This window comes from Paenibacillus sp. UMB7766-LJ446, from assembly GCF_030226665.1.
GTDB classification, from domain to species: domain Bacteria; phylum Bacillota; class Bacilli; order Paenibacillales; family Paenibacillaceae; genus Paenibacillus; species Paenibacillus vandeheii.
Genome location: NZ_JASOYM010000002.1, coordinates 85854 through 106022 on the forward strand (window position 1 = coordinate 85854; position 20169 = coordinate 106022).

At 43.7% G+C, this 20169-nt stretch carries 20 protein-coding genes; 12 read left to right on the forward strand and 8 right to left on the reverse strand.

Annotated features, from left to right (window positions below):
- Positions 1-67: 67 nt before the first annotated feature.
- Both QP794_RS05390 and QP794_RS05395 read left to right on the forward strand, forming a co-directional pair.
- Positions 68-424 (forward strand): MerR family transcriptional regulator, encoded by a 357-nt coding sequence (locus QP794_RS05390; protein ID WP_285075274.1) that lies wholly within the window; start codon positions 68-70, stop codon positions 422-424.
- A 122-nt stretch (positions 425-546) separates the two neighbouring features.
- Positions 547-1419: a YitT family protein gene (locus tag QP794_RS05395; RefSeq protein WP_024634073.1), complete on the forward strand. Its 873-nt coding sequence runs from the start codon at positions 547-549 to the stop codon at positions 1417-1419.
- 105 nt (positions 1420-1524) lie between these two features.
- Here QP794_RS05395 and QP794_RS05400 read toward each other — a convergent pair whose 3' ends face one another.
- Both QP794_RS05400 and QP794_RS05405 read right to left on the reverse strand, forming a co-directional pair.
- Complete coding sequence (locus QP794_RS05400; protein ID WP_285075275.1) at positions 1525-2343, reverse strand: MerR family transcriptional regulator; 819 nt, start codon at positions 2341-2343, stop codon at positions 1525-1527.
- Positions 2344-2363: 20 nt separating this feature from the next.
- A complete protein-coding gene (locus QP794_RS05405) occupies positions 2364-2900 on the reverse strand; it encodes a GNAT family N-acetyltransferase (protein WP_285075764.1) in 537 nt (178 codons plus the stop codon).
- Between the two features lie 267 nt (positions 2901-3167).
- Between QP794_RS05405 and QP794_RS05410 the strand changes: the two genes are divergently transcribed.
- The gene (locus QP794_RS05410; RefSeq protein WP_094936169.1) at positions 3168-4064 is read left to right on the forward strand and encodes a cation diffusion facilitator family transporter; all 897 of its coding nucleotides are present in this window, start codon (positions 3168-3170) and stop codon (positions 4062-4064) included.
- A gap of 95 nt (positions 4065-4159) precedes the next feature.
- Here QP794_RS05410 and QP794_RS05415 read toward each other — a convergent pair whose 3' ends face one another.
- The gene (locus tag QP794_RS05415) at positions 4160-5023 is read right to left on the reverse strand and encodes a helix-turn-helix domain-containing protein (RefSeq protein ID WP_285075276.1); all 864 of its coding nucleotides are present in this window, start codon (positions 5021-5023) and stop codon (positions 4160-4162) included.
- Positions 5024-5256: 233 nt separating this feature from the next.
- Here QP794_RS05415 and QP794_RS05420 point away from each other — a divergent pair, with 233 nt between their 5' ends.
- The 4 genes from QP794_RS05420 to QP794_RS05435 all read left to right on the forward strand — a co-directional run bounded on the left by QP794_RS05420 (position 5257) and on the right by QP794_RS05435 (position 8981).
- Positions 5257-6477 (forward strand): MFS transporter, encoded by a 1221-nt coding sequence (locus QP794_RS05420; RefSeq protein WP_285075277.1) that lies wholly within the window; start codon positions 5257-5259, stop codon positions 6475-6477.
- A gap of 373 nt (positions 6478-6850) precedes the next feature.
- The gene (locus QP794_RS05425; RefSeq protein ID WP_285075278.1) at positions 6851-8047 is read left to right on the forward strand and encodes an MFS transporter; all 1197 of its coding nucleotides are present in this window, start codon (positions 6851-6853) and stop codon (positions 8045-8047) included.
- On the forward strand, positions 8038-8397 hold the full coding sequence (locus tag QP794_RS05430) for a GIY-YIG nuclease family protein (RefSeq protein ID WP_285075279.1): 360 nt from the start codon (positions 8038-8040) through the stop codon (positions 8395-8397). The genes QP794_RS05425 and QP794_RS05430 overlap by 10 nt, the downstream gene beginning before the upstream one ends.
- 104 nt (positions 8398-8501) lie before the next feature.
- Positions 8502-8981 (forward strand): DUF6530 family protein, encoded by a 480-nt coding sequence (locus tag QP794_RS05435; protein ID WP_024634065.1) that lies wholly within the window; start codon positions 8502-8504, stop codon positions 8979-8981.
- An 89-nt stretch (positions 8982-9070) separates the two neighbouring features.
- On the opposite strand, the gene QP794_RS05440 is transcribed toward QP794_RS05435, so the two are convergent.
- Positions 9071-9484, reverse strand: coding sequence for a MerR family transcriptional regulator (locus QP794_RS05440; protein WP_285075280.1), 414 nt, complete (start codon positions 9482-9484; stop codon positions 9071-9073).
- Between the two features lie 248 nt (positions 9485-9732).
- On the opposite strand from QP794_RS05440, the gene QP794_RS05445 reads away from it, so the two are divergent.
- A complete protein-coding gene (locus QP794_RS05445; protein ID WP_079349161.1) occupies positions 9733-10773 on the forward strand; it encodes an NAD(P)-dependent alcohol dehydrogenase in 1041 nt (346 codons plus the stop codon).
- A gap of 118 nt (positions 10774-10891) precedes the next feature.
- Here the strand turns inward: QP794_RS05445 and QP794_RS05450 are convergent, their stop codons facing one another.
- From QP794_RS05450 to QP794_RS05465, 4 genes are all read right to left on the reverse strand, one after another.
- On the reverse strand, positions 10892-11314 hold the full coding sequence (locus QP794_RS05450; RefSeq protein WP_024633183.1) for a hypothetical protein: 423 nt from the start codon (positions 11312-11314) through the stop codon (positions 10892-10894).
- A gap of 216 nt (positions 11315-11530) precedes the next feature.
- Positions 11531-12361, reverse strand: coding sequence for a carbohydrate ABC transporter permease (locus QP794_RS05455; RefSeq protein WP_079349160.1), 831 nt, complete (start codon positions 12359-12361; stop codon positions 11531-11533).
- 1 nt (position 12362) lies between these two features.
- Positions 12363-13235, reverse strand: coding sequence for a carbohydrate ABC transporter permease (locus tag QP794_RS05460; RefSeq protein WP_024633185.1), 873 nt, complete (start codon positions 13233-13235; stop codon positions 12363-12365).
- A 68-nt stretch (positions 13236-13303) separates the two neighbouring features.
- Complete coding sequence (locus tag QP794_RS05465) at positions 13304-14617, reverse strand: ABC transporter substrate-binding protein (RefSeq protein WP_285075281.1); 1314 nt, start codon at positions 14615-14617, stop codon at positions 13304-13306.
- Between the two features lie 206 nt (positions 14618-14823).
- Here QP794_RS05465 and QP794_RS05470 point away from each other — a divergent pair, with 206 nt between their 5' ends.
- The 4 genes from QP794_RS05470 to QP794_RS05485 all read left to right on the forward strand — a co-directional run bounded on the left by QP794_RS05470 (position 14824) and on the right by QP794_RS05485 (position 20117).
- Positions 14824-16587, forward strand: a complete 1764-nt coding sequence (locus QP794_RS05470; RefSeq protein ID WP_285075282.1) for a cache domain-containing sensor histidine kinase — start codon at positions 14824-14826, stop codon at positions 16585-16587.
- 18 nt (positions 16588-16605) lie between these two features.
- Positions 16606-18114, forward strand: a complete 1509-nt coding sequence (locus QP794_RS05475) for a response regulator transcription factor (RefSeq protein WP_285075283.1) — start codon at positions 16606-16608, stop codon at positions 18112-18114.
- Between the two features lie 185 nt (positions 18115-18299).
- On the forward strand, positions 18300-18815 hold the full coding sequence (gene paiA, locus QP794_RS05480; protein WP_285075284.1) for a spermidine/spermine N(1)-acetyltransferase: 516 nt from the start codon (positions 18300-18302) through the stop codon (positions 18813-18815).
- Positions 18816-18983: 168 nt separating this feature from the next.
- Complete coding sequence (locus QP794_RS05485; protein WP_285075285.1) at positions 18984-20117, forward strand: serine hydrolase domain-containing protein; 1134 nt, start codon at positions 18984-18986, stop codon at positions 20115-20117.
- The last annotated feature ends 52 nt before the right edge of the window (positions 20118-20169 follow it).

Consider the following 20169-nt stretch of genomic DNA (forward strand, 5'->3'; position numbering starts at 1 on the left):
GACTACGTGTTGATTATACTGATTAGAGCTTACTCTAAGTCAAGCGGAATATAGAAGGAGGATCACCATGCATACAATCGGTGAAGTGGCTGAACTACTCGGTATCAGTGCCCACACATTGCGTTATTATGAGAAGGAGCAGATTATCATACCGCTCCGTGATACTAGTGGAGATAGACGATACAACGAATCGCATCTGAAATGGTTGCATTTTGTAATCAAACTAAAAGAGACTCAAATGCCCATCGCTATCATCAAAAAGTATGCATCCTTATTTCAGGAAGGTGAGCATACGGCTGCAGAGCGTTTAAAGTTGCTGGAAGAGCACAAAGAGGCGATTCAACAGCAGATGCACACACTTCAGTCAGCAGATCAGATGCTGGAGAATAAAATTACGGCATATCGAGTATTAATCGGGAAATAATGTAATCTGATCGAGGAACGAGCAGAGCGAATTCAGTGGTTGCATATATGACGATCTATTGCCAAAATAGTGAATTTTGTTATAGACTATTTTTTATGTTTGTTCATCAAGGGGGAAAAGGAATGAATCAAAGGAATGTGCAAAAGTCTAACAAGCTGAAAATCATCTCCAAAGTATTGCTGATTATGATCGGGGCTTTTATTACCTCATATGGTCTGGAAGCCATATTAATTCCAAATAATGTATCAGACGGCGGTGTGACAGGTCTGAGTATCGTAGGCTCACAACTGTTTGGTTTACCGTTAGGGATGCTGATTGGTATTATCAATATTCCATTTGTCTGGTTAGGTTATAAACAGATCGGTAAAAGCTTTGCTATTTATTCCATCATCGGTATTGCCTCGTTAGCTGTGGGTACAAGCCTTATGCACCATGTACCAACGATTATTCAAGGGGATACATTGTTAATTACCGTCGTGGGTGGTATTATCATCGGTTTTGGTATGGGTTTGGCGCTGCGTAATGGCGGGGCATTGGATGGAATAGATATGTTGGCTGTCCTGCTTTCACGGAAATTACCTTTTGGAACGAGTGATTTAATATTATTCCTGAACATGTTTGTATTTATTGTTGTTTCGACCGTATTTGGTCTTCAAGGGGCGATTCTGTCTGCACTTGCTTATTACATTGCTTCCAAAGTGATTCATATTGTTGAAGAAGGTTTGAGCGGGTCCAAAACCTTTAAAATTATCACAAATCAACCTGAGATCATGGTCGAAACGATTCGCGACCGTTTAGGTCGTGGAGCAACCTATACCGATGCTTACGGGGGTTACTCCAATGAACAATTCAAAGAAATCACCTGCGTAATCAACCGTATGGAAGAAAGCAAGATCAAGGATATCATTCACGAAATTGATCCCAATGCTTTTATTGTAGTTTACGATGTGGCCGAAGTTAAGGGCGGCAATTTCAAAAAGAAAGATATTCACTAATCCCTAAATATACATAGAAGTCGCTAATATAGCGGCTTTTTTTGTTATAAGGGTAGAAGTTATGGTATAAAGTCGCCTCCAATAACTTCAACCCTTTGAAGTTCATCATACTTTGGCAATCCGTAACTGTATTTCAGTCAAGAATTGCTCGGTAATGATCGTATCCCGATTATCAATTTCATAAATTTCAAACGGATCTCCCATTAAACGGAGCCCTTTATTATTGGCATATGCAACGACCTCAAGCATTTTTTTATGACTTTGACGGTAGTTACCCCGATAAAATAATGACAGGTAATCGCCAGCTGGCAGGAGATAATCATATTCAATTTTGCCGGAATCGTCAGGACTAAAGATAAAGAAAACGGAGTTGAAAACATCCCGTACACCATGCTTTAATTCCTCAAGTGACACGGAAGCACCGTACAATTGGTTGCCGAAGTCGGGAATGTGACTATTATGCTTTTGATGCAGCTTCTTAATGGCATAATCCATCTCCTCATCCCGCGTTATACGTGTATTGAGCTGCAGACAAGGCCGATCAGGATACGTTTTGATAGAGTAAACCCCCGTCTGAATGCTGCTTGCGTCAGTCAACACCTTGATTCTGCCCTGGATAATACGCTGCGTAGTTTCGAGCTTGGCGATTTGTTCCTTAATCAGCTCCTGTTCAGTGAATAACAATTCAAGCGTATTTTCTACACTTTGCTGATCCAAATACGCTTTGATCTGTTGCATAGTGAAATCCAACTGACGCAGGTCCCGGATGATATTCAGTTTATACATATCCTGAAGGCTGTACAGCCGATAACCGTTACCGTCTCGCCGGGGCTGCAGCAGCCCTAATTTTTCGTAATAGCGAAGTGCGTCAACACCTATTCCGTAAAGCTTCGAAATCTCATTGATTTTATAATCATTTTTCATCGTTTTATCCTCATTTGAACTTAGCTATTATATGTGTGCGCGTAAGTTGGAGGCGCGCCATACACTTCCTTATACAGCAATTTTCTAACTATTTCAAATTGTGTCGGGGTCAACTTTGCCGGATAACTCATGATCTGTAATGAAAAGTTTTGCTGCCTTACAGCACGAAGAGGCGGTTGAACATAAGAATGATCTCCCAGGTAGAATCCCAGGCGCTCATAAAATCCGATCCTTCTCTGCTTCAGCTCATCTACTGGCAATTCGACTTCCAATATAACCGGCTTGGCGGACTGCTTCATGAATCGATCCATTAAGCGCTTGCCTATGCCGCCTCCACGAATGTTCGGGGAAACAGCGACATGCTCGACGTATCTGAACGACTCGAACTCCCAGCCTGCGAGAAAGCCAATCACTTCATTATGCTCATTCTCTTCTGTGAGAAGGTGATAGCATGAATTGGACAGCAGCTTCTTCTGTTCTGAATATTCCCGATATTCAGCTTCGGGAAACGACTGCTTCATAATTTCAAACACTTGGTCAAACTGTTTTTGCAACATCAACTGAACCACTCCTAATTTGTAAAAGCCATATTTGCGCTATATTTACGATAAACCCTGGTACGATACCAGAGTCAAGCAATATGGCAGAGATCACAATTCCTGAAGTAAGTTTACTTATTACAACTTTTTTTGGCCGGGGTCAAACTCTTTCATTGTACAGACATTGTTTTACTTGGTTCAAAACGTTTCTCTAGACCCACACAATATCGTGGTGATACCATCGTAAAGTGCTAGAAAACAATTGGAATCAGGGGGATTTCGTTAGTGGAGCAAATAAAATACGACAACTTAAAACTGGGGGAAAAGGGAGCAATCATCAGTATTATTGCTTATATTTGTCTGACTGCAATTAAAATGGTCATCGGTTATATGTCTAATTCCGAAGCTTTGAAAGCGGATGGGTTAAACAATGCTACCGATATTATAGCTTCAATCGCGGTTCTAATCGGTCTGAGACTTGCTCAACGTCCGGCTGATAAAGATCATACATATGGACATTGGAAAGCAGAGACTGTTGCCTCACTGGTTGCTTCTTTTATCATGATGGCAGTAGGTATACAAGTGTTATACGAAGCTATCACTTCCGTATTTCAGGGGAAAAGCGAATCTCCAGACATCTTTGCAGCATGGACAGGCATTTTCTGTGCCGCAGTGATGTATCTGGTTTACCGATATAATAAAAGACTTGCTTTAAAGATCAAGAGCCAAGCGGTTATGGCAGCTGCAAAAGACAATATTTCGGATGCCTGGGTTAGTATAGGAACAGTTATCGGCATCATCGGTTCCCAATTTGGCCTGCCATGGCTCGACCCATTAACAGCTGTAGCGGTGGGCTTTCTAATATGTAAAACTGCTTGGGACATTTTTCGGGAAGCTACACACCATCTTACGGATGGGTTTGACGAAGAACTCATCAAGGTATACAGAAACACGATTGCCAATATTGATGGGGTAGAGGCAGTTAAAGATTTAAGAGCTCGTAGTTACGGTAATAATGCTGTTGTGGATGTTGTCATTCTTGTACGATCGGATCTGGATCTTCAGAAGGCTCATGATATTTCAACAAATGTAGAAGACGAATTGTTAAGAGAACATGATGTGTACACTGTTCATGTTCACGTTGAACCAGACGAAGCTCCTAACGAAGCGCTTTTATTATAAAACATGAGCGACAACTACAAGGACTTTCCAGTAAACAGGAATATTTCTCTTCTTGATGTAAGACAGAACAGGTAGCCCGATGGCTACCTGTTTTTTTAGTTGAAAGGGTCTCCGAACATGTCCTTTTGATTCTTTTTGCGGAAACTTCTCGGAGACTCACCAACCGTTTTGGTAAAAAGAATCGTAAAGTAGTTTGGGTTCTCGTACCCGACCAACTTGGAGATTTCCCATATTTTTTTCTTGGTAGAAACCAACAATCGGGTCGCTTCTCCCATTCTTCGTTGAATGAGGTAATGATAGGGGGAGGTACCGTAGCAGTTCTTATACATATGAATTAAATAGTAGAAATCGATATGGAATTGATCAGCCAAGTCCTTCAGCTTAATATGCTGCCGGTAGTTCGTATCCAAATAGTCTTTGATGCTTTCGGCGAGAGTATTGCTCGGAACGATCTCACTTGCTGTGCGCTGATGGTGCGACATCCGATCGATAATCAGCAGAACGGCATGCAGCAGATGATGGGAAATAGAGACGTATCCGTCTTCCCGGATTGAAAATTCTTTGAACATGGTCTGCATTAACGAACGGATCTCTTCCGAATAACGGTTGGCACGAACAACGGGTTCACTGCCGGGAGGAACAACCCAATCGCTGTTGGCGCGAGTACCCTCTTTGAAACGAAAGCCGCAATAGAAGGTGGATAAAGGGAATTCGGGATCCGATTTTTCCTCGTGAAGTGTTCCTTTGTTATATACAAGAAGATCTCCCTTTTGGGCGGAGTGCTTGATCCCATCAATCGTGAACGAGCCACGGCCGTCATTCACGTAAATAATCTCATGCACATCGTCATGCTTATGGGTTGGAAAACTCCAATGGGGGTTGTCTGCCAACTTCCCAACATAAATAATAATACAATCTTGATCTTCATCCATTGGTTCGGATTCATGGCGTGTATTCATTAATGTCTTCCCTTCAAGATTCTGTGGTGAAATGACAACATGCATAATGTTTTGGAAGAAGACCACAACAACCTTTATTGTCGCTTGGCATGTCTGACAGTACAATTTCACTATTAATAATATGTACTATATAACGATCGGAAGGGATGTGGAAGCAAAATTTGATAGGAATGGATTCTAGTTTAAGAAATTGAAACGCTTGCAACATTAGAGAGAATTGTGAGGGCTTATGCATGACTAGAAAAAGAGAGAATTTACTTATTTTAACACTTACATTCGTTAGCTTTGTATTGGGAACAACCGAATACGTGATTGTGGGCGTATTGAAGGAAATCGAAACCTATATGAAAGTATCGCTGGCTGCCGCAGGTGCGCTCGTATCCGGCTTCGCCATCGCCTATGCGATTGGAACACCGTTTGCCGTTGCATTCTTGGCCAAAATTCCCCGAAGAAACTCCATTTTAATTGGATTTGCAGTCGTGCTTGCCTTAAATGTATTAACCATCTTCTCAACGACATTCTTTTCCCTGATGATTATTCGGATCGTCTCGGCTGTCGCTTGCGGACTTACGATATCGCTTTCGATTTCAATTGCAAGCGATGCAGTCATCCGGGAACGAAGAGGGGAAGCGATCGCCTGGATACTGGGCGGGTTTTCCATTGCCAATGTGCTTGGCGTCCCGCTCGGCACCTTCATCGGACAGCATCTGAACTGGTCCATGACGTTTGTTGTTACGGCCTGCATCGGTGTGATGCCATTCATATTCATGTTCCGTATTCTTCCACGACAAACGATGACCATTGCCGGTTCATTCAGTGACCAGATGGCTCTATTCATGAAGACTCGCATACTACTGGCCTGTTTGATTCCGGTCCTTGGAAACAGTTGTATTTTTGTGATCTTTACGTATATCACTCCGTTGCTGGGACAGTCCATGGGCATACCCGCAGGTTGGATTAGTGCTGTACTCCTCATCTATGGTGCCTGCAGTATACTGAGCAACTGGATTGGGGCCAAAATAGCAAAGGGAGATTTCTTACCCAAGCTCAAATGGCTTTTCGCTATTCAAGCCGCTATCTTTTTGGGGCTGAGTTTCACCGTATCTCATCTATGGCTGGGCTTGGCGTTTCTGTTCCTGATCGGTTGCCTGTCATCCTCGATGAGCGCGGCTTCTCAACTCTATTTGTTCGATGTCTCCGGAGCGATAGCGCCAAATTCCAGACCGTTTGCTTCCACCTTGCTGCCCGTAGCGGCAAATGTGGGTATAGCGCTTGGCTCTGGAGTCGGAGGTCTTGCTGTCGATTTGGGTGGTGTAGAGTGGGTGCCTCCTGTAGCTGTGGTGCTCGCTTTATTAGCCTTTGTTATTACAGTGGTGTGCCAACGTTCCATTCAATTGAAGCCGGAAGAAGCCGTTTCTCCTAAACTGGATTACAGCATTCCAAGTACCCATTAGTAGATCCTGAAGTCTGCTCTTTAATCCACGATTGTGTCTTTTCCGTGAGTGAAACCACATAATCATACATGTTCGAGAATGAAAGTCGCTAATCTAGCGGCTTTTTTTGTTTTTACGGATCAATTGTTTACCCGGAAATTAGGGAAAGAATGAGCTGAGGAAAGACGGAGTTAAAGAAAACGGTTGACGAAGGAAGTGATCCTGTATAAAATGAAGCCGTGATTTAGTAATTTAGTAAATTAGTAAATTACTAAATCTAAAGTTTGAGGATAGGAGGGGAAAATTGTTCAGTTCTGGCCTTGCAGAATGATGAAATAAATAGGGAGCGGCTGCACACGGTAGTAAAAATCTTAAAGGATAAGGGGTATTGAAAATGTTTGCGAATCGATATGTCCGAACCATTATCCTTTCCAGGGTGCTGCTACAACTGGGAATATGGATTCGGAATTATGCTGTACTTCTTTATGTTTCCGAATTGACACATAACAATCCGGTTGATATATCACTGATTTCGGTTGCGGAATTTGCACCGATCTTTATATTTGGCCTGATTGGCGGGACCTTTGCCGACCGATGGAGGCCGAAGAGAACCATGGTCTGGAGCGATGTGTTATCCGGCTTGTCTGTCGGGGCAGTACTGCTTGCAGTTATGAATGGTGGATGGATTGCACTTCTGATCGGATCATTTGTTTCTGCCAGCTTATCGCAATTTTCTCAGCCTTCGGCGATGAAGCTGTATAAACGGCATGTACCAGCCGAACAATTGCAGGGTGTTATGGCGATGTCCCAAACGCTGGTCGCTGTCTTCATGGTGCTTGGACCGGTGATCGGTACCTTTATTTTTATTAAGTTTGGCATTAACGTATCCCTGTTCTTGACAGCAGCTATGTTTCTGGGATCCTCGCTTGTATTATCCTCTCTTCCCCGAGATGTAGAGGAAGCTAGGTCAGGGAATACCGGCAGCTTCGTCAAGGAGATGACCGACGGACTGCGATATATTGGGGCCAATAAATCCTTGAGAACACTTGGATTAACCTTCTCGGCAGTCGGATTAGCGTCAGGATTGACTCAGCCGCTTCAAATTTTCCTTGTCATTGAGAATTTGGGAAGGGATAAACCTTTTTTGCAATGGCTGGTGATGGCTAATGGGGGGGCCATGTTGGTTGGTGGTGCTGCAATCATCGGAATCTCTAAAAAAGTAAAGCCACAATTATTGCTTTTGGTCGGTTTACTTGTTAATGCTGTCTGTACTGTCGGAATGGGTGCGTCTAAGCAAGTTTGGCTGACTATTGTTCTGCTCGTGATCAGTGGTCTGTTTTTTCCTTGTATCCAAGGTGGAATTCAGACGCTTCTTGTGAGAAACACGGAGGGGGCATTTATTGGCCGGGTATCCGGAGCGATCATGCCGATTTTTATGGGAATGATGGTAATTGGCATGTTTATCTCCGGATATATCAAGGATACCTTCTCCTTGCTTAGTGTATTTATGACGAGTGGTGTTTCTGTGGTTATCGGAGCGCTGTTACTGCTCCCTATTGTCAAGGAAAAGGAGAGAGAGACATGGATATGAATAAGCGCAAGGAGCTGCTGGAGGAATACAAGCAGATCAAGACTTATATGGGCGTAGCCCAAATCAAAAACAAAATAAACGGAAAAATCTATATTGACAGCTATCCCAACTTGAAAAACAAATGGTTCACTCTGCAAATGCAGCTGGATCAAGGGAGATTTGCAAATCCTCAGCTGCAAAAAGAATGGAGAGAATTTGGAGAAGATGCATTCACTTATGAGGTACTGGAGCAGAAAGATATCGATAAGGTGACGGATATACGCTGGGAACAAAAGCAGCTCCTGAAGTCTTGGCTCCAAAAGTTACAGCCCTATGGAGACAAAGGCTATAATAGACCTCCTAAGGATTAAAGGATGATGCAGTTAATGAGGTTTGACTAACGGTGAAAATCAAGATAAGATGAAACCGTCGTTTAGTAAATTAGTAAATAAGTAGACGGGATGAGGGAATAAGATTGAAAATACCTACAACGTTAAAACATAAACCGGTTATCGTGTCGGATAATTATGAGAAGGTTGACGGCCGAATGGCTGGGAATACCGACGCAAAGGGTCTTTCCCTGGGATTGGCTCAGTGGAACGACAGAGGAAAGGTCGATATTTCAGCCAAGGTATGGAGGTATACCGGAGAAAAATGGTCAAGACAATCCGAGGAACTGCCTCTCCATCGCGTGCTTGATTTGTCCATCCTCATTTGTCGGTCCCTGGAACATTTTCGCGAGGCCTATAGATATGAGCATTTGTATGACCCAGAGCAGCCTGTCATTGATCGGGTAGGCCTGCAAGGAGATGCGATGTCTGTGGAGATCTGTACGGACAATGAGAGAATTAATGAAGACATTAAGCTGTTTAGCCAAGCGCTTAGTGATGACGATGAAATGATTGGTGAGCGTTTACGCACATTATCCAAAATATTAAAGGATATGGGTTATTAAAAAGAAAACGTACACAGAAGTGGATTGATCAACAAAGACCTAAACGCCTAAAGACGTTTAGGTTTCTTTATTATGTTGAGCATATTCGATCAATTGGCGATGAAGTTTCCCATTCTATGATTTTTATGAATCTCTTCCGTTCCAGCATTAAGGGCAGTCCTGTAGTAATCACGCTTATGTTCAATCACTTCCATCGTCTTTCTAAGTTCTTCCATTTGCGCTTCCACATTAGCCTTGCGTTCTGTGAACATGTCATATCGCTCCTGTAAGGTGGAATCTCCCTCGGAACACCATGCAATAAAATCCTTGATATCCTTAATCGGCATTCCGGTAGATTTCAGACATTGAATGATCTTTAAAAAATCGATGTCGGATTCTTTAAAGTTTCGTGCTCCGCCAGGGGTTCGTTCAACAAAAGGCATGAGTCCTTCCTTGTCGTAGTAACGCAAGGTATATACGGTTAGATTCAATTCTTTGGCAACTTCGCTAATCGAATATGACATTCATTTTCCCCTTTTCTTACTAGTATAGACTTCGAGCTAACTCTAGGATCTTTCGGAGATTCTATCATGCTGTATGTGGGATGTCAAAGTTTCTAATGACATTTGACCTAGAGTTAACTAGAGGGGTTAAGATCGTATTGCAGGAGAAAAAGCAGGGCTGAATTCAATGGAATTCAAGCCAAGTCATGACTTGTACCCTATGAGCGTGACTCTCTTGGAAGAATGATAATCTTAGGAGGTTTTTAAAGATGATAACTGCGAAAGCACGAGCTGTTGACGGTCCGGACCAATTGTTTCGGGCAGCCGAGATTAAACGACGTGATCTTGATTTGCACGATGTCCTGATCGAAATTAAATATGCAGGCATATGCCATTCTGATATTCATACTGCTCACGGCGAATGGGGACCCGTAAACTATCCGCTCGTTCCTGGACATGAGATTGCAGGATTTGTCACAGATGTAGGAGCCGAAGTTTCAAAGTATAAGGTTGGTGATCGAGTAGGGGTCGGATGCATGGTTGACTCTTGTGGCGAATGTGAAAACTGCCGCCAAGGTGAAGAGCAGTACTGTCTCAAAGGAAATATTCCTACCTACGCGGGCGTTGACAAGTATGGCGAACCCACACAAGGCGGGTACTCCACTCACATTGTCGTAACAGAGGACTTCATCGTCCGGATTCCTGACAATATCGAGCTTGATGCAGCTGCACCACTGCTTTGCGCAGGTATTACAACATACTCGCCGCTAAATCGTTGGGGAGCTGGTCCTGGTAAAAAAGTAGCGATTGTGGGTATGGGCGGACTTGGTCACATGGCTGTCAAAATTGCACATGCCATGGGTGCAGAAGTAACTGTACTGTCACAATCTTTGAAGAAAAAGGATGATGGCTTGCAATTCGGGGCAGATCATTATTTCGCGACAAACGAACCGGAAACTTTCGACAAACTTGCCGGGTATTTTGACCTGATTATTAACACCGTAAGTGCGAGTATCGACATCAATGCTTACTTCTCACTGCTTACTCTGGATGGTACTCTGGTGAACGTGGGTGCTCCAGGGGAGCCGTTGTCTGTAAACGTGATGTCGCTCATCGGACAACGTCGTTCGTTCGCAGGCTCATTGATCGGAGGCATTCGTGAGACTCAGGAAATGCTGGATTTCTGTGCAGAACACAGTATCGTTCCTATGATCGAAGTCATCTCAGCCGACCAAATTGATGAAGCTTACAAGCGAGTGTTGGTATCAGATGTGAAATACAGATTCGTCATTGACACGAGCACAATTTAAGTCAATTAAACTATAAGTAAAAAGAAGAAAATCCAATCGCTCATAACATGGCGATTGGATTTTCTTCTTTTATGGTGAAACAGACTGAAAGAAAGAACTAAAGGAACATGCAATTTTATTAATCTGAAACGACGAATCCATCAAAGTTCTCAGGACCAACACGGATCGTACCCAACAAGTTGGAGCTTACGAATGCAGAGTATGTCAATTGAGGGGTAATTGGAGGATTGAAATCATCCGCAGAGAACGTAATAACTTGAGGCGCCAAAACACTCAAACTAAATGTGGAAGTGGCTGAGTATATTACAGGGTCAGTCGGCAAAGTACCTCTTACAATAGTAATCGTTACGCCGACAAGAGCTAATGGCAATTGTACAGAAACCGTCCCCTTAAATTGAGCTCTAGGGTTAGTGCCTGCGCCGGCTGTCTGAAGACCAATTTGGCCGAACAATTGCGGCGTGTTAATTACGAGGATCGGAATAGCAATCGAGTTAGCCAAACTTGCGTTTTGCGATGTTCTCGCATCAAGAAATGTTGTCATTGAATCTACCTCCTAATCAATGGAATAGAATAGTATATTCGAGGGTTATTAGTATGCTTGGACTTCTGGATATAATCAAAAAAAGGCATTTTAATAAACGAATAGGCAAAATTTCAGATAAATACAGATGATGAAAATTAGAGAACATGAACAAAAACGCTTTAGGGAATGAACCCAAAAGCGTCTCTAAGGTTATTTCTATATACATAACAATATTCACCCTTTGACTGCTCCTGCCGTAAGTCCGCTAACGATATATTTCTGACCAAACAGGTAGAGGATAAAAACAGGCAGTGAAGTCAGGACAAGGTTAGCAAAAATCAAATTCCAGTCTCGGCTGTATTTACCGTAGAAATTGTAGATCGAAAGCGGCATCGTCCACGTTGAACTGTTCGTAAGGAAGTATACCGGAATCGTGATATCATTCCATACCGACATAAAGACCATGATCGCAACTGTTGCGTTTACGGGCAGGATAAGCGGTGTAACGATACGGAAAAACACCCCAAATACACTGGCGCCTTCCAGAAACGCGACCTCATCCAGCGCTTTCGGGATAGTTTTGATAAATCCACTATATAAAAATACGCTGAAAGCGGTATTTAGTGCTGCGTAAATCAGAATGACACTTGATATGCTGCCGTAAAAACCCAATCCCTGCACGACCCGAATCGTTGTAATGATGGACATCGGTGCAATCAGTCCCATGAAAAAATACATATATATTGTGTTTGAGACTCTGGTGTCTCGGCGTGCCAAAATGAAAGAAGCAGCAGATGAAGCGACTATGTTGATGATGGACGAAATGCCCGTAATCCAGATGCTGTTCAGGAATGCCCTGGACAGACCACCTTCTTCAAATACCCGGACATAGTTTGAAAACTGCCATTTATCCGGCAAGCTCAAGGAGAAGCTGAGTACTTCAGCGCTCGTTTTGAACGAACCGAGAATCAGAATCACCAGAGGCAGCAGAATGAGTAAAGAGGCGAGGAGCAGAAATCCTTCAACAATATAGTTGCGAATAGCGAGTTTGCGTGTATATCCCATGTTATTCCGTAACCTCCTTACGCCGCATGAAAATCAGTAGCGGTATAGCAATAATCGTGACAACCACAAACAGAAGGGTATTGACTGCGGTACCAAGTCCCCAATTTCCTTCCCCGAAGGAGCGGAGAATGATCGTACCCACAACCTGTGAAGCGTTGCCTGGACCTCCGCCGGTCATGACATATACTTCTGAGAATACTTTGAGTCCGCCAATCAGTGTCAACATCAGATTAATATTGATGGCTGGCAGCAATAGGGGCAGCGTAATTTTGAAAAAACTTTTCCAGGAGCTTGCGCCGTCAATCGTCGCCGCTTCATAATATTCTTGTGAAATAGATTGCAACCCAGCCAGATAGATAGCCATTTGGAATCCGGCGCTTTGCCAGATGGACACGATGGCAATCGTCCAGATGACAAGGGAAGGATTGGTCAACCAGGCCTGGCTCAATGAATGTAATCCAACCGCCTCCAACACGCGATTGATCGTACCCTCCGTGCGCAGCATGGGAGTGAACAGGATGCTGATGACAAGAATGCTGAGTATGGATGGGGAGTAGAAGATGGCGCGTAGCAGGTTCTTCGTTTTTAATCTCATATTTAGGGCCACGGCCAGCAGCAGGCCAATAATATTTTTGCCAGCAACTGTAACAACGGCGAAAATCGCCGTATTTTTAAGCGCCAGGATAAGCGTTTTGTCCGAGAAAATTTTCTCGAAATTGTCCCATCCGATAAACTTCAGATCAATTCGATCCAGACGCCAATCCGTGAAGGAGTAGTAGAAAGCAGCAATAGCCGGGATAACAAAAAAGATGGAGTAAATAAGTAGTGCTGGAAATACCATGTAATAGGAATATAAATTTTTTGCCCTTTTCATTTCTCACGCTCCGTTATGGCTAGGCAGCACATCATTCAGGAATGACCTGCTGCCCTGTATTTCACTTCTTAGAAACCGGAAACGCCTTTATCCTGCATCAGTTGACTGAACTTCTCATCCCAGGATTTCAATACTTCCTCCGGTGTCAAACCGCCAGCGAATTGATCCTGCAGTAACCTGTATAATTCGCTACGATCTACCAGCATGTAAGCATCCGTGGTCAACACGGTTTTCTTGGGCAGGATGTAATTGTCGACGATATCCTGTTTGTATGCAGGTAACTCTGGTGTCGTGACGTCGTTAAAATTGGATACATAACCTTTGGAATCGACGATTTGTTGTGCGATCTCTTTGGAGGCGATAAAGTCCAGAAACTGTTTGGCTTCCTGCAAATGCTTCGCTTTCTTTGGAATGAACAGCTGTCCTCCAAGCGGACTTGCACCCAGTTTGGCATCATCGGAGGACGGAATTGGGAATACGCCGAGTTCCATGCTTGGATCCTGCTGTGCTACGCCTTCGATTAACCAGTCTCCCATAAACATCATCGCAACTTCTTTGTTCAGGAATTTGCCAACGGCCATGTCATAGCTGTCGCTAAGCACATCCGTGTTGGTATACCCCTTGGTGTACACTTCGTATTGCTGCTCCAAAAACGTTTTAAACTCGGGAATATCAGACCATTTCTTCTTGTTGCTGTTGAGCTCCTCAAAAAAAGTCGGATCATTTTTGGCTACAAAATCGGCAAATGCTGCTGCAGGCCAAATGTTGGCAGCCCAAGCATCTTTGTAGGGCATGAATACCGGAGTGATGCCGCTAGCTTTGATTTTTTCACAAATGGCCAGAAACTGTTCATAGCTTGTCGGAATGGACAGACCCAGGTCGGCAAAAATCTGTTTGTTGTACACGACTCCTTGCATGCCCGTGTCCTGACTGACATGGAAGCTGTAGACATGGCCGGCAGCGGAGAGCACATCCTTGTTTACAATTCTGCTGGCCCAGGACTCGTTATCCAGAATTTCGAAATTGCGTTCAAGATTCAGGTCCGTAATCGCGCTGGCCAAATTGTATTGAATGATATCGGGCGTTTCGTCTACAGCCAACTTGGTTTGCAGCACGGTCGTTGTTTGCTCAGCCGGAATGAGCTGCAGATTGACAGATATGTTGGTCTGTTTTTCAAACTCATCGAGAACATCCTGCTGAATAAACGCGGAATCCTGAGAGCTCTTGGAAATAGCCAGTTCGAGTGTGACCTTGGCGTTCTTGCTACCATTGCTCGTAGACGTACCAGAATCCGTACCTCCTGATCCGCAAGCGGTCAGCGAAATGGACAACAGGCTGGCCAGAACAATGGATGCTGCTTTTTTTCTTTTATGCAGTTTCAATGCAAATCCCCCTCTGAGACATTTAATGAATCCGTTTACAAGTCCAATTATAAATTCCAATTCTACTCCGGTACATGTCTGTGCTTGAATGTTTATGTGTAAAATCCTGAACTTGAAATCGCTATCATTTCATTCAAACGCATGCTACAGTTAGACATGATGCAGACGAGTTACACAGCATTGCAGGACAGGAGGCTACACGAAGAATGATTAAACTTATACATAAAGCCACACAATTCAGCTTGCAGACCAAAGTATTTTTGACATTTCTGGCTCTGCTTTTGTTCGTGTTAGGCTGCTTCATCGTATATGTGAACCTTGTCGTTATCCGCCCGCTTACACAAAAAACGGAGGAGGACACACGTATCACTGCTACAAAGGTACGTGAACAGGTTGACTTGTACGTAGAGCAGCAAAACCAGATGTCCCAGCGTATATTGTCCAATAAGGACATCTTTGCAACGATGGATAAGAGTTCCTTGGCTCCAAGTAATTATGAAAGACTGAAACAAATCAGGAAATTAAAAGATATCATGTTCCAGGCGATCGGCCCCAGCATGAACATCAAGGACATGTCCATTTATGATAAACAAGGTGTGCTGCTCACATCGTATATTGGTTCAGGACATGCTCCTACGATCCTGAGTACCATGCTGGAAAAAAGCAGGAGTGGACGAGAATGGAACGGGAATGGTTTTATCCTGCTCCGACAGGCAGACGTCATCTCATTTGTCCGAACAATAAATGATCAGAATGGGAAGCTGTACGGATACCTTAGTATTCAAATGGATCAGGCTTACATTCAAAAGCTTACGGAAGGAGTTACAGCAGGGGATGTTTTTATTCTAAACAAGCAAGGGGAGCAGATGACCGGCTCCGAAGTGAGAAAGCACGCCTTAGAGTGGACGGAGCCATTATCCGACGAGGGACTGGCAGTTGATGAACAAAATAATTATGTGACACATGCCACATCTCACGAAACGGGTTGGATTACTTTTATCGTAACACCGAAAAATTCAGTGTTAGGCTCGATTCATTCTGTACAAAGCATGTCCATTCTGCTGATTACAGCCTTAATGCTCATTTCTTTTGTGTACATTTTCTTCTCCACGCGCAACCTGCTGCTTCCGATCCGCAAGCTTCGCAGCCAGATTTGGCGCATCAATTACAGCAATATGAAGTTGAAAGTAGAGGATCGTCCCAAAAATAACGACCTGCTCCTGCTGAATGAAGCTTTTCAGGATTTGATGGAGCGATTACAGGAGTCCATTGACCGCGAGAAAAAGGCATTACATGAAGAAGTCACCGCCAGGAATTCCGCCCTGCAAGCTCAGATTGCTCCTCATTTCCTTCATAACGTCCTTTATTTGATCAGCATAGCTGCTCAAGAGGGGAAGACCCGGGTCGTGTCAGACATGTGTAAACATCTATCAGACAGTTTGCGTTATATTGTTTCATCCCCTTATGCACATGTGACAATGGCGGATGAGCTTGAGCATACGAGACATTATTTGTCGTTGGTACAGCAGAAGTATGAAGAAGATTTGGAGTGGAACATCGATGCTGATGAACTGGCGAGCGAGGTCCGGCTGCCTCGGCTGGTGATTCAGCCTTTTGTGGAAAACTGCATTGAGCATGCTTTTTTTAATATTACACCGCCTTGGCGTATTCAAATTACCGTGAAGCAGTATAACGGATTATGGGCTTTGGAGATCAAAGATAACGGAGAAGGCTTCCCGCCAAACAAAATAGAAGAGGTTTTATCCAATATCCAGAAGTCCGGCACCGGAATGAATCAATCCCCCGATCGCCAAACCGCACTTGGCAGCATGGGTATCGTCAATAGCGTTAATCGGCTTAAACTGATGTACAGCAATCGGCTAATTTTTAACATGTACAACAATCATACTGACGAGGAAAAAGGGGCAACCATTCAAATCATCGGCTCAATGACGAAGGATTTTTACTGATCACAGGAGGAGCAGATTATGTATAACATCATGATTGTTGAGGATAGCAAACCCATATTACGCAATATTAAAATGCTTTTGAGCAAGCTGAATTTTCCAATTCACGTGGCGGTTACGGCTACGAATGGGAAAGAGGCGCTGGCAGTGCTCCAGAAGGAGACAATCGATCTCCTGTTGACAGACATTCGCATGCCCAAGATGGATGGTTTATCCCTCATTGAGCAAGCGAAGCTCGCCCAGCCGGAGTTGAAGGTCATACTCATCAGTGGATATAGTGATTTTGAATATACGCGAAAAGCATTGAATTTGCAGGTGTTCGACTATTTGCTGAAACCTGTTGAGCCAGAGGCGCTGGAGGAAGTCATGGGCAGAGTTATTAAGGAGCTTGATCAATTGAGGTCAAGGAACGTTCATCAGTTACAGGAGATCGTTGATTCCCATAGTTATGCTGAACTTAAGCCAGGAGAGAATTTTACTTTTTTTGCCCAAATGATGATCATTATACGCAGACAGCCCTTCACCCGGGAACGGGAACGATGGGGACAAAGGACGTTACAGGCTTCTTTGGAGGATTTTTTTGCTCCACGTTCCTGTAAAGTATTTCAGAGCCAAACTCCGCATCAATTCATCGTTTTTGTGAATAAGGGGATTGTTGATGTGTATTCTTCTGTACATGAATGTCTCGAATCGTTAAGACGCCATTTGGCTGTACAAGGTATGGATACAATCATCGGGGGACAAGGGGTAGGGTCTGAAACGGTTAATTTGCCGGAGCTTTACTACCAAATTTCGTCCATTTTATCGACGCATCAGCGACTGAACCATGGATTGGTGCTGGACAGCGGAAATCCTGTGTCTATGGCGAGATCTGAGGCAGTCTCCCTGAATTCCATATTGGAATTGAATTTTGTCCACATGATACAGGCTCACCAGAAGGAACGGTTTGCCCTTAAGCTGTCTGAGCTGATGAATCGATGGACAGAGGAAAACGTTCATGTAAAAGAAGTGGAACGATTTATCAATTTAGTTGTTGATACGTTCGCACATTTGAATGAAGAGCAGGGGGTGGGGATTAGGCTTGGTCTGGATCTTAGAGCAAAAAAACTATTTGATGAAGAAACATATGACGATTTCTGTCGTGAATTAACGGAATGGATCAGTCAATGTTTTGAAATGCTTCAATCCCATGATCGGAAGAGCAGAGAAGTTCTGTTTGAGCAAATGGATGAGTACATCAAACGGAACAAGTATACCCCAATATCCATCAATGACATTGCCATGAAGTTTCACGTCAGCCCCTCCTACGTTAGCAGAGTGATTAAAAACGTAACGCAAGTCACGTTTGTTCAGTACTATACCAACCTTAGAATTAAGGAAGCATGCAGACTGATGGAGTGTCAGCCGGAGATGAAGTTTAAGGAGTTATCAGATCTGTTATCGTTCAGTGATCAGCATTATTTCTCCAAGGTGTTTAAGGAATATACGGGACTTAGTCCGACAGAATATAAAGAAAGACTGCTTAAATAGTCCGTTCAAGGAAAAACGTATTCAAATTCCGAAAACGTTTGCCAATTATTTCAATCTGCCTGATTTCATTATTTTATGTTGCAAACTATACAAAATTAGCGTAAATTAAGTTTATAATAATTGTTGTATTTGCAACAAAATATTCTAAACAAGCTATTGATTCAAAGAAGGAGCGATACATCATAATGACAGTGGAAATAAGAGCGTGCAGTCGCGAGGATTTACAAAAACTACAAGAGATTAGTATAGAAACATTTAACGATACATTTAAAGATCAGAATTCTCCTGACAATATGAGAGCCTATCTGGAAAGAGCATTTAACGCTAAACAGTTGGAGGCTGAATTATCCAATAGCTGTTCAGACATCTTTTTCGTCTACTATTATGATGAACTTGCGGGATATTTGAAGCTGAACAGGGATGAAGCTCAATCCGAAAAAATGAGTGATGCATCACTTGAAATTGAGAGAATCTATATCAAGAAAAAATTCCAAAAGCATGGACTGGGTAAATATCTGCTAAATCAAGCCATAGAAACCGCATTGGAACACAATAAGAAGAAAATCTGGCTCGGGGTATGGGAAAGAAATGACAATGCCATAGCTTTTTATCATAGAATGGGGTTTGTTCAAACGGGCTCGCACTCTTTTTATATGGGGGATGAGGAGCAAATAGATTTCATTCTGGTCAAAACACTCTAGTCGTCGTACCGATTTTAAAAAATGTAGAGATCGTTTATAAATAGCTTTCTAATAGGTAGTGGTCAATGCACGCAAATGGTCGTATATTAAATATAAGTGGGTCATGTGGATGAACATAGATCCACTTTGTGCATTGATATACGATTCTACATAGAAGGACGGGGAAATATGGACTTTAAACCGCTTGCTTCATTTATTGACCGTATCACATCATGGAGAATTCCATGGGCAGAGGTGCTTGTGATGCATCAAAATGATACCGTTTTCCGTTACCGTAATGGTTACGCCAACCTGGAGGAGCAAACGCCTATCGGCGAAGATGCGATCATTAATCTCTACTCCATGTCAAAAATCATGACCTGTGTGGCAGCGCTTCAGCTCGTTGAGAGAGGGCAAATGCTGCTGAACGATCCAGTGTCCGATTTTCTGCCCGAATATGCCGAAATGACGGTAAAGAAAACATTACCGAACGGCGAGATCAGACTGGAAAAAGCGACAAGAGCGATTACGGTACGCGACTTGTTTACAATGACTGCCGGATTCTCCTATGACATTGGCTCACCAAGCATTCAGGAAGCTGTGCAGAGCACTAATGGCAAACTACCGACACGTGATTTCGCGAAAGCGCTCGCCAAGGAACCGCTTCTGTTTGAACCAGGTACGCAATGGAACTACAGCATGTGTCATGATGTCCTCGGAGCTTTGGTGGAGGTTGTAAGTGGCAGACGCTTTGGAACGTATCTGCAAGAAGAAATTACCGGACCGCTCGGCATGAATGATACGGCATTCGACCTGAACGCTGAGCAGCAAGCACGCCTGATCCCGCAGTACGCATACAATGATGAGCTTGAGAAAGCTGTTCGTATGGATGGAAACGGATTCCGGGTAGGGACTGAATTGGAGAGCGGCGGTGCCGGGCTATTGTCTACCGTTAGCGATTATGCACTGTTCCTGAACGCACTGACTGGACGTGGGACTAGTCCGGAAGGCGTGCGCATTCTGTCACAGGCTTCAGTGGAACTGATGCGCACGGACCATCTGAATGATCTGACCCGTGGCGATTACTCCTGGGATCAAATGGGCGGGTATGGTTATGGGCTGGGTGTACGTACACATGTCTCCAAGTCGCGCAGCGGCTCGTTAAGCCCACTTGGTGAATTTGGATGGAGTGGGGCTGCCGGTTGTATGGCCATCATTGATCCGGACTCCGAGCTCACCGTCATGTATGCGCAGCACCTGCTGAACAGTCAGGAGCCTTACGTTCAGCCTCGGTTGCGAAATGTCGTTTACTCTTGTTTGTAATGCGGAAAATTGAAGTCGTAATACACAAAAAAGTCGCTATCTTAGCGACTTT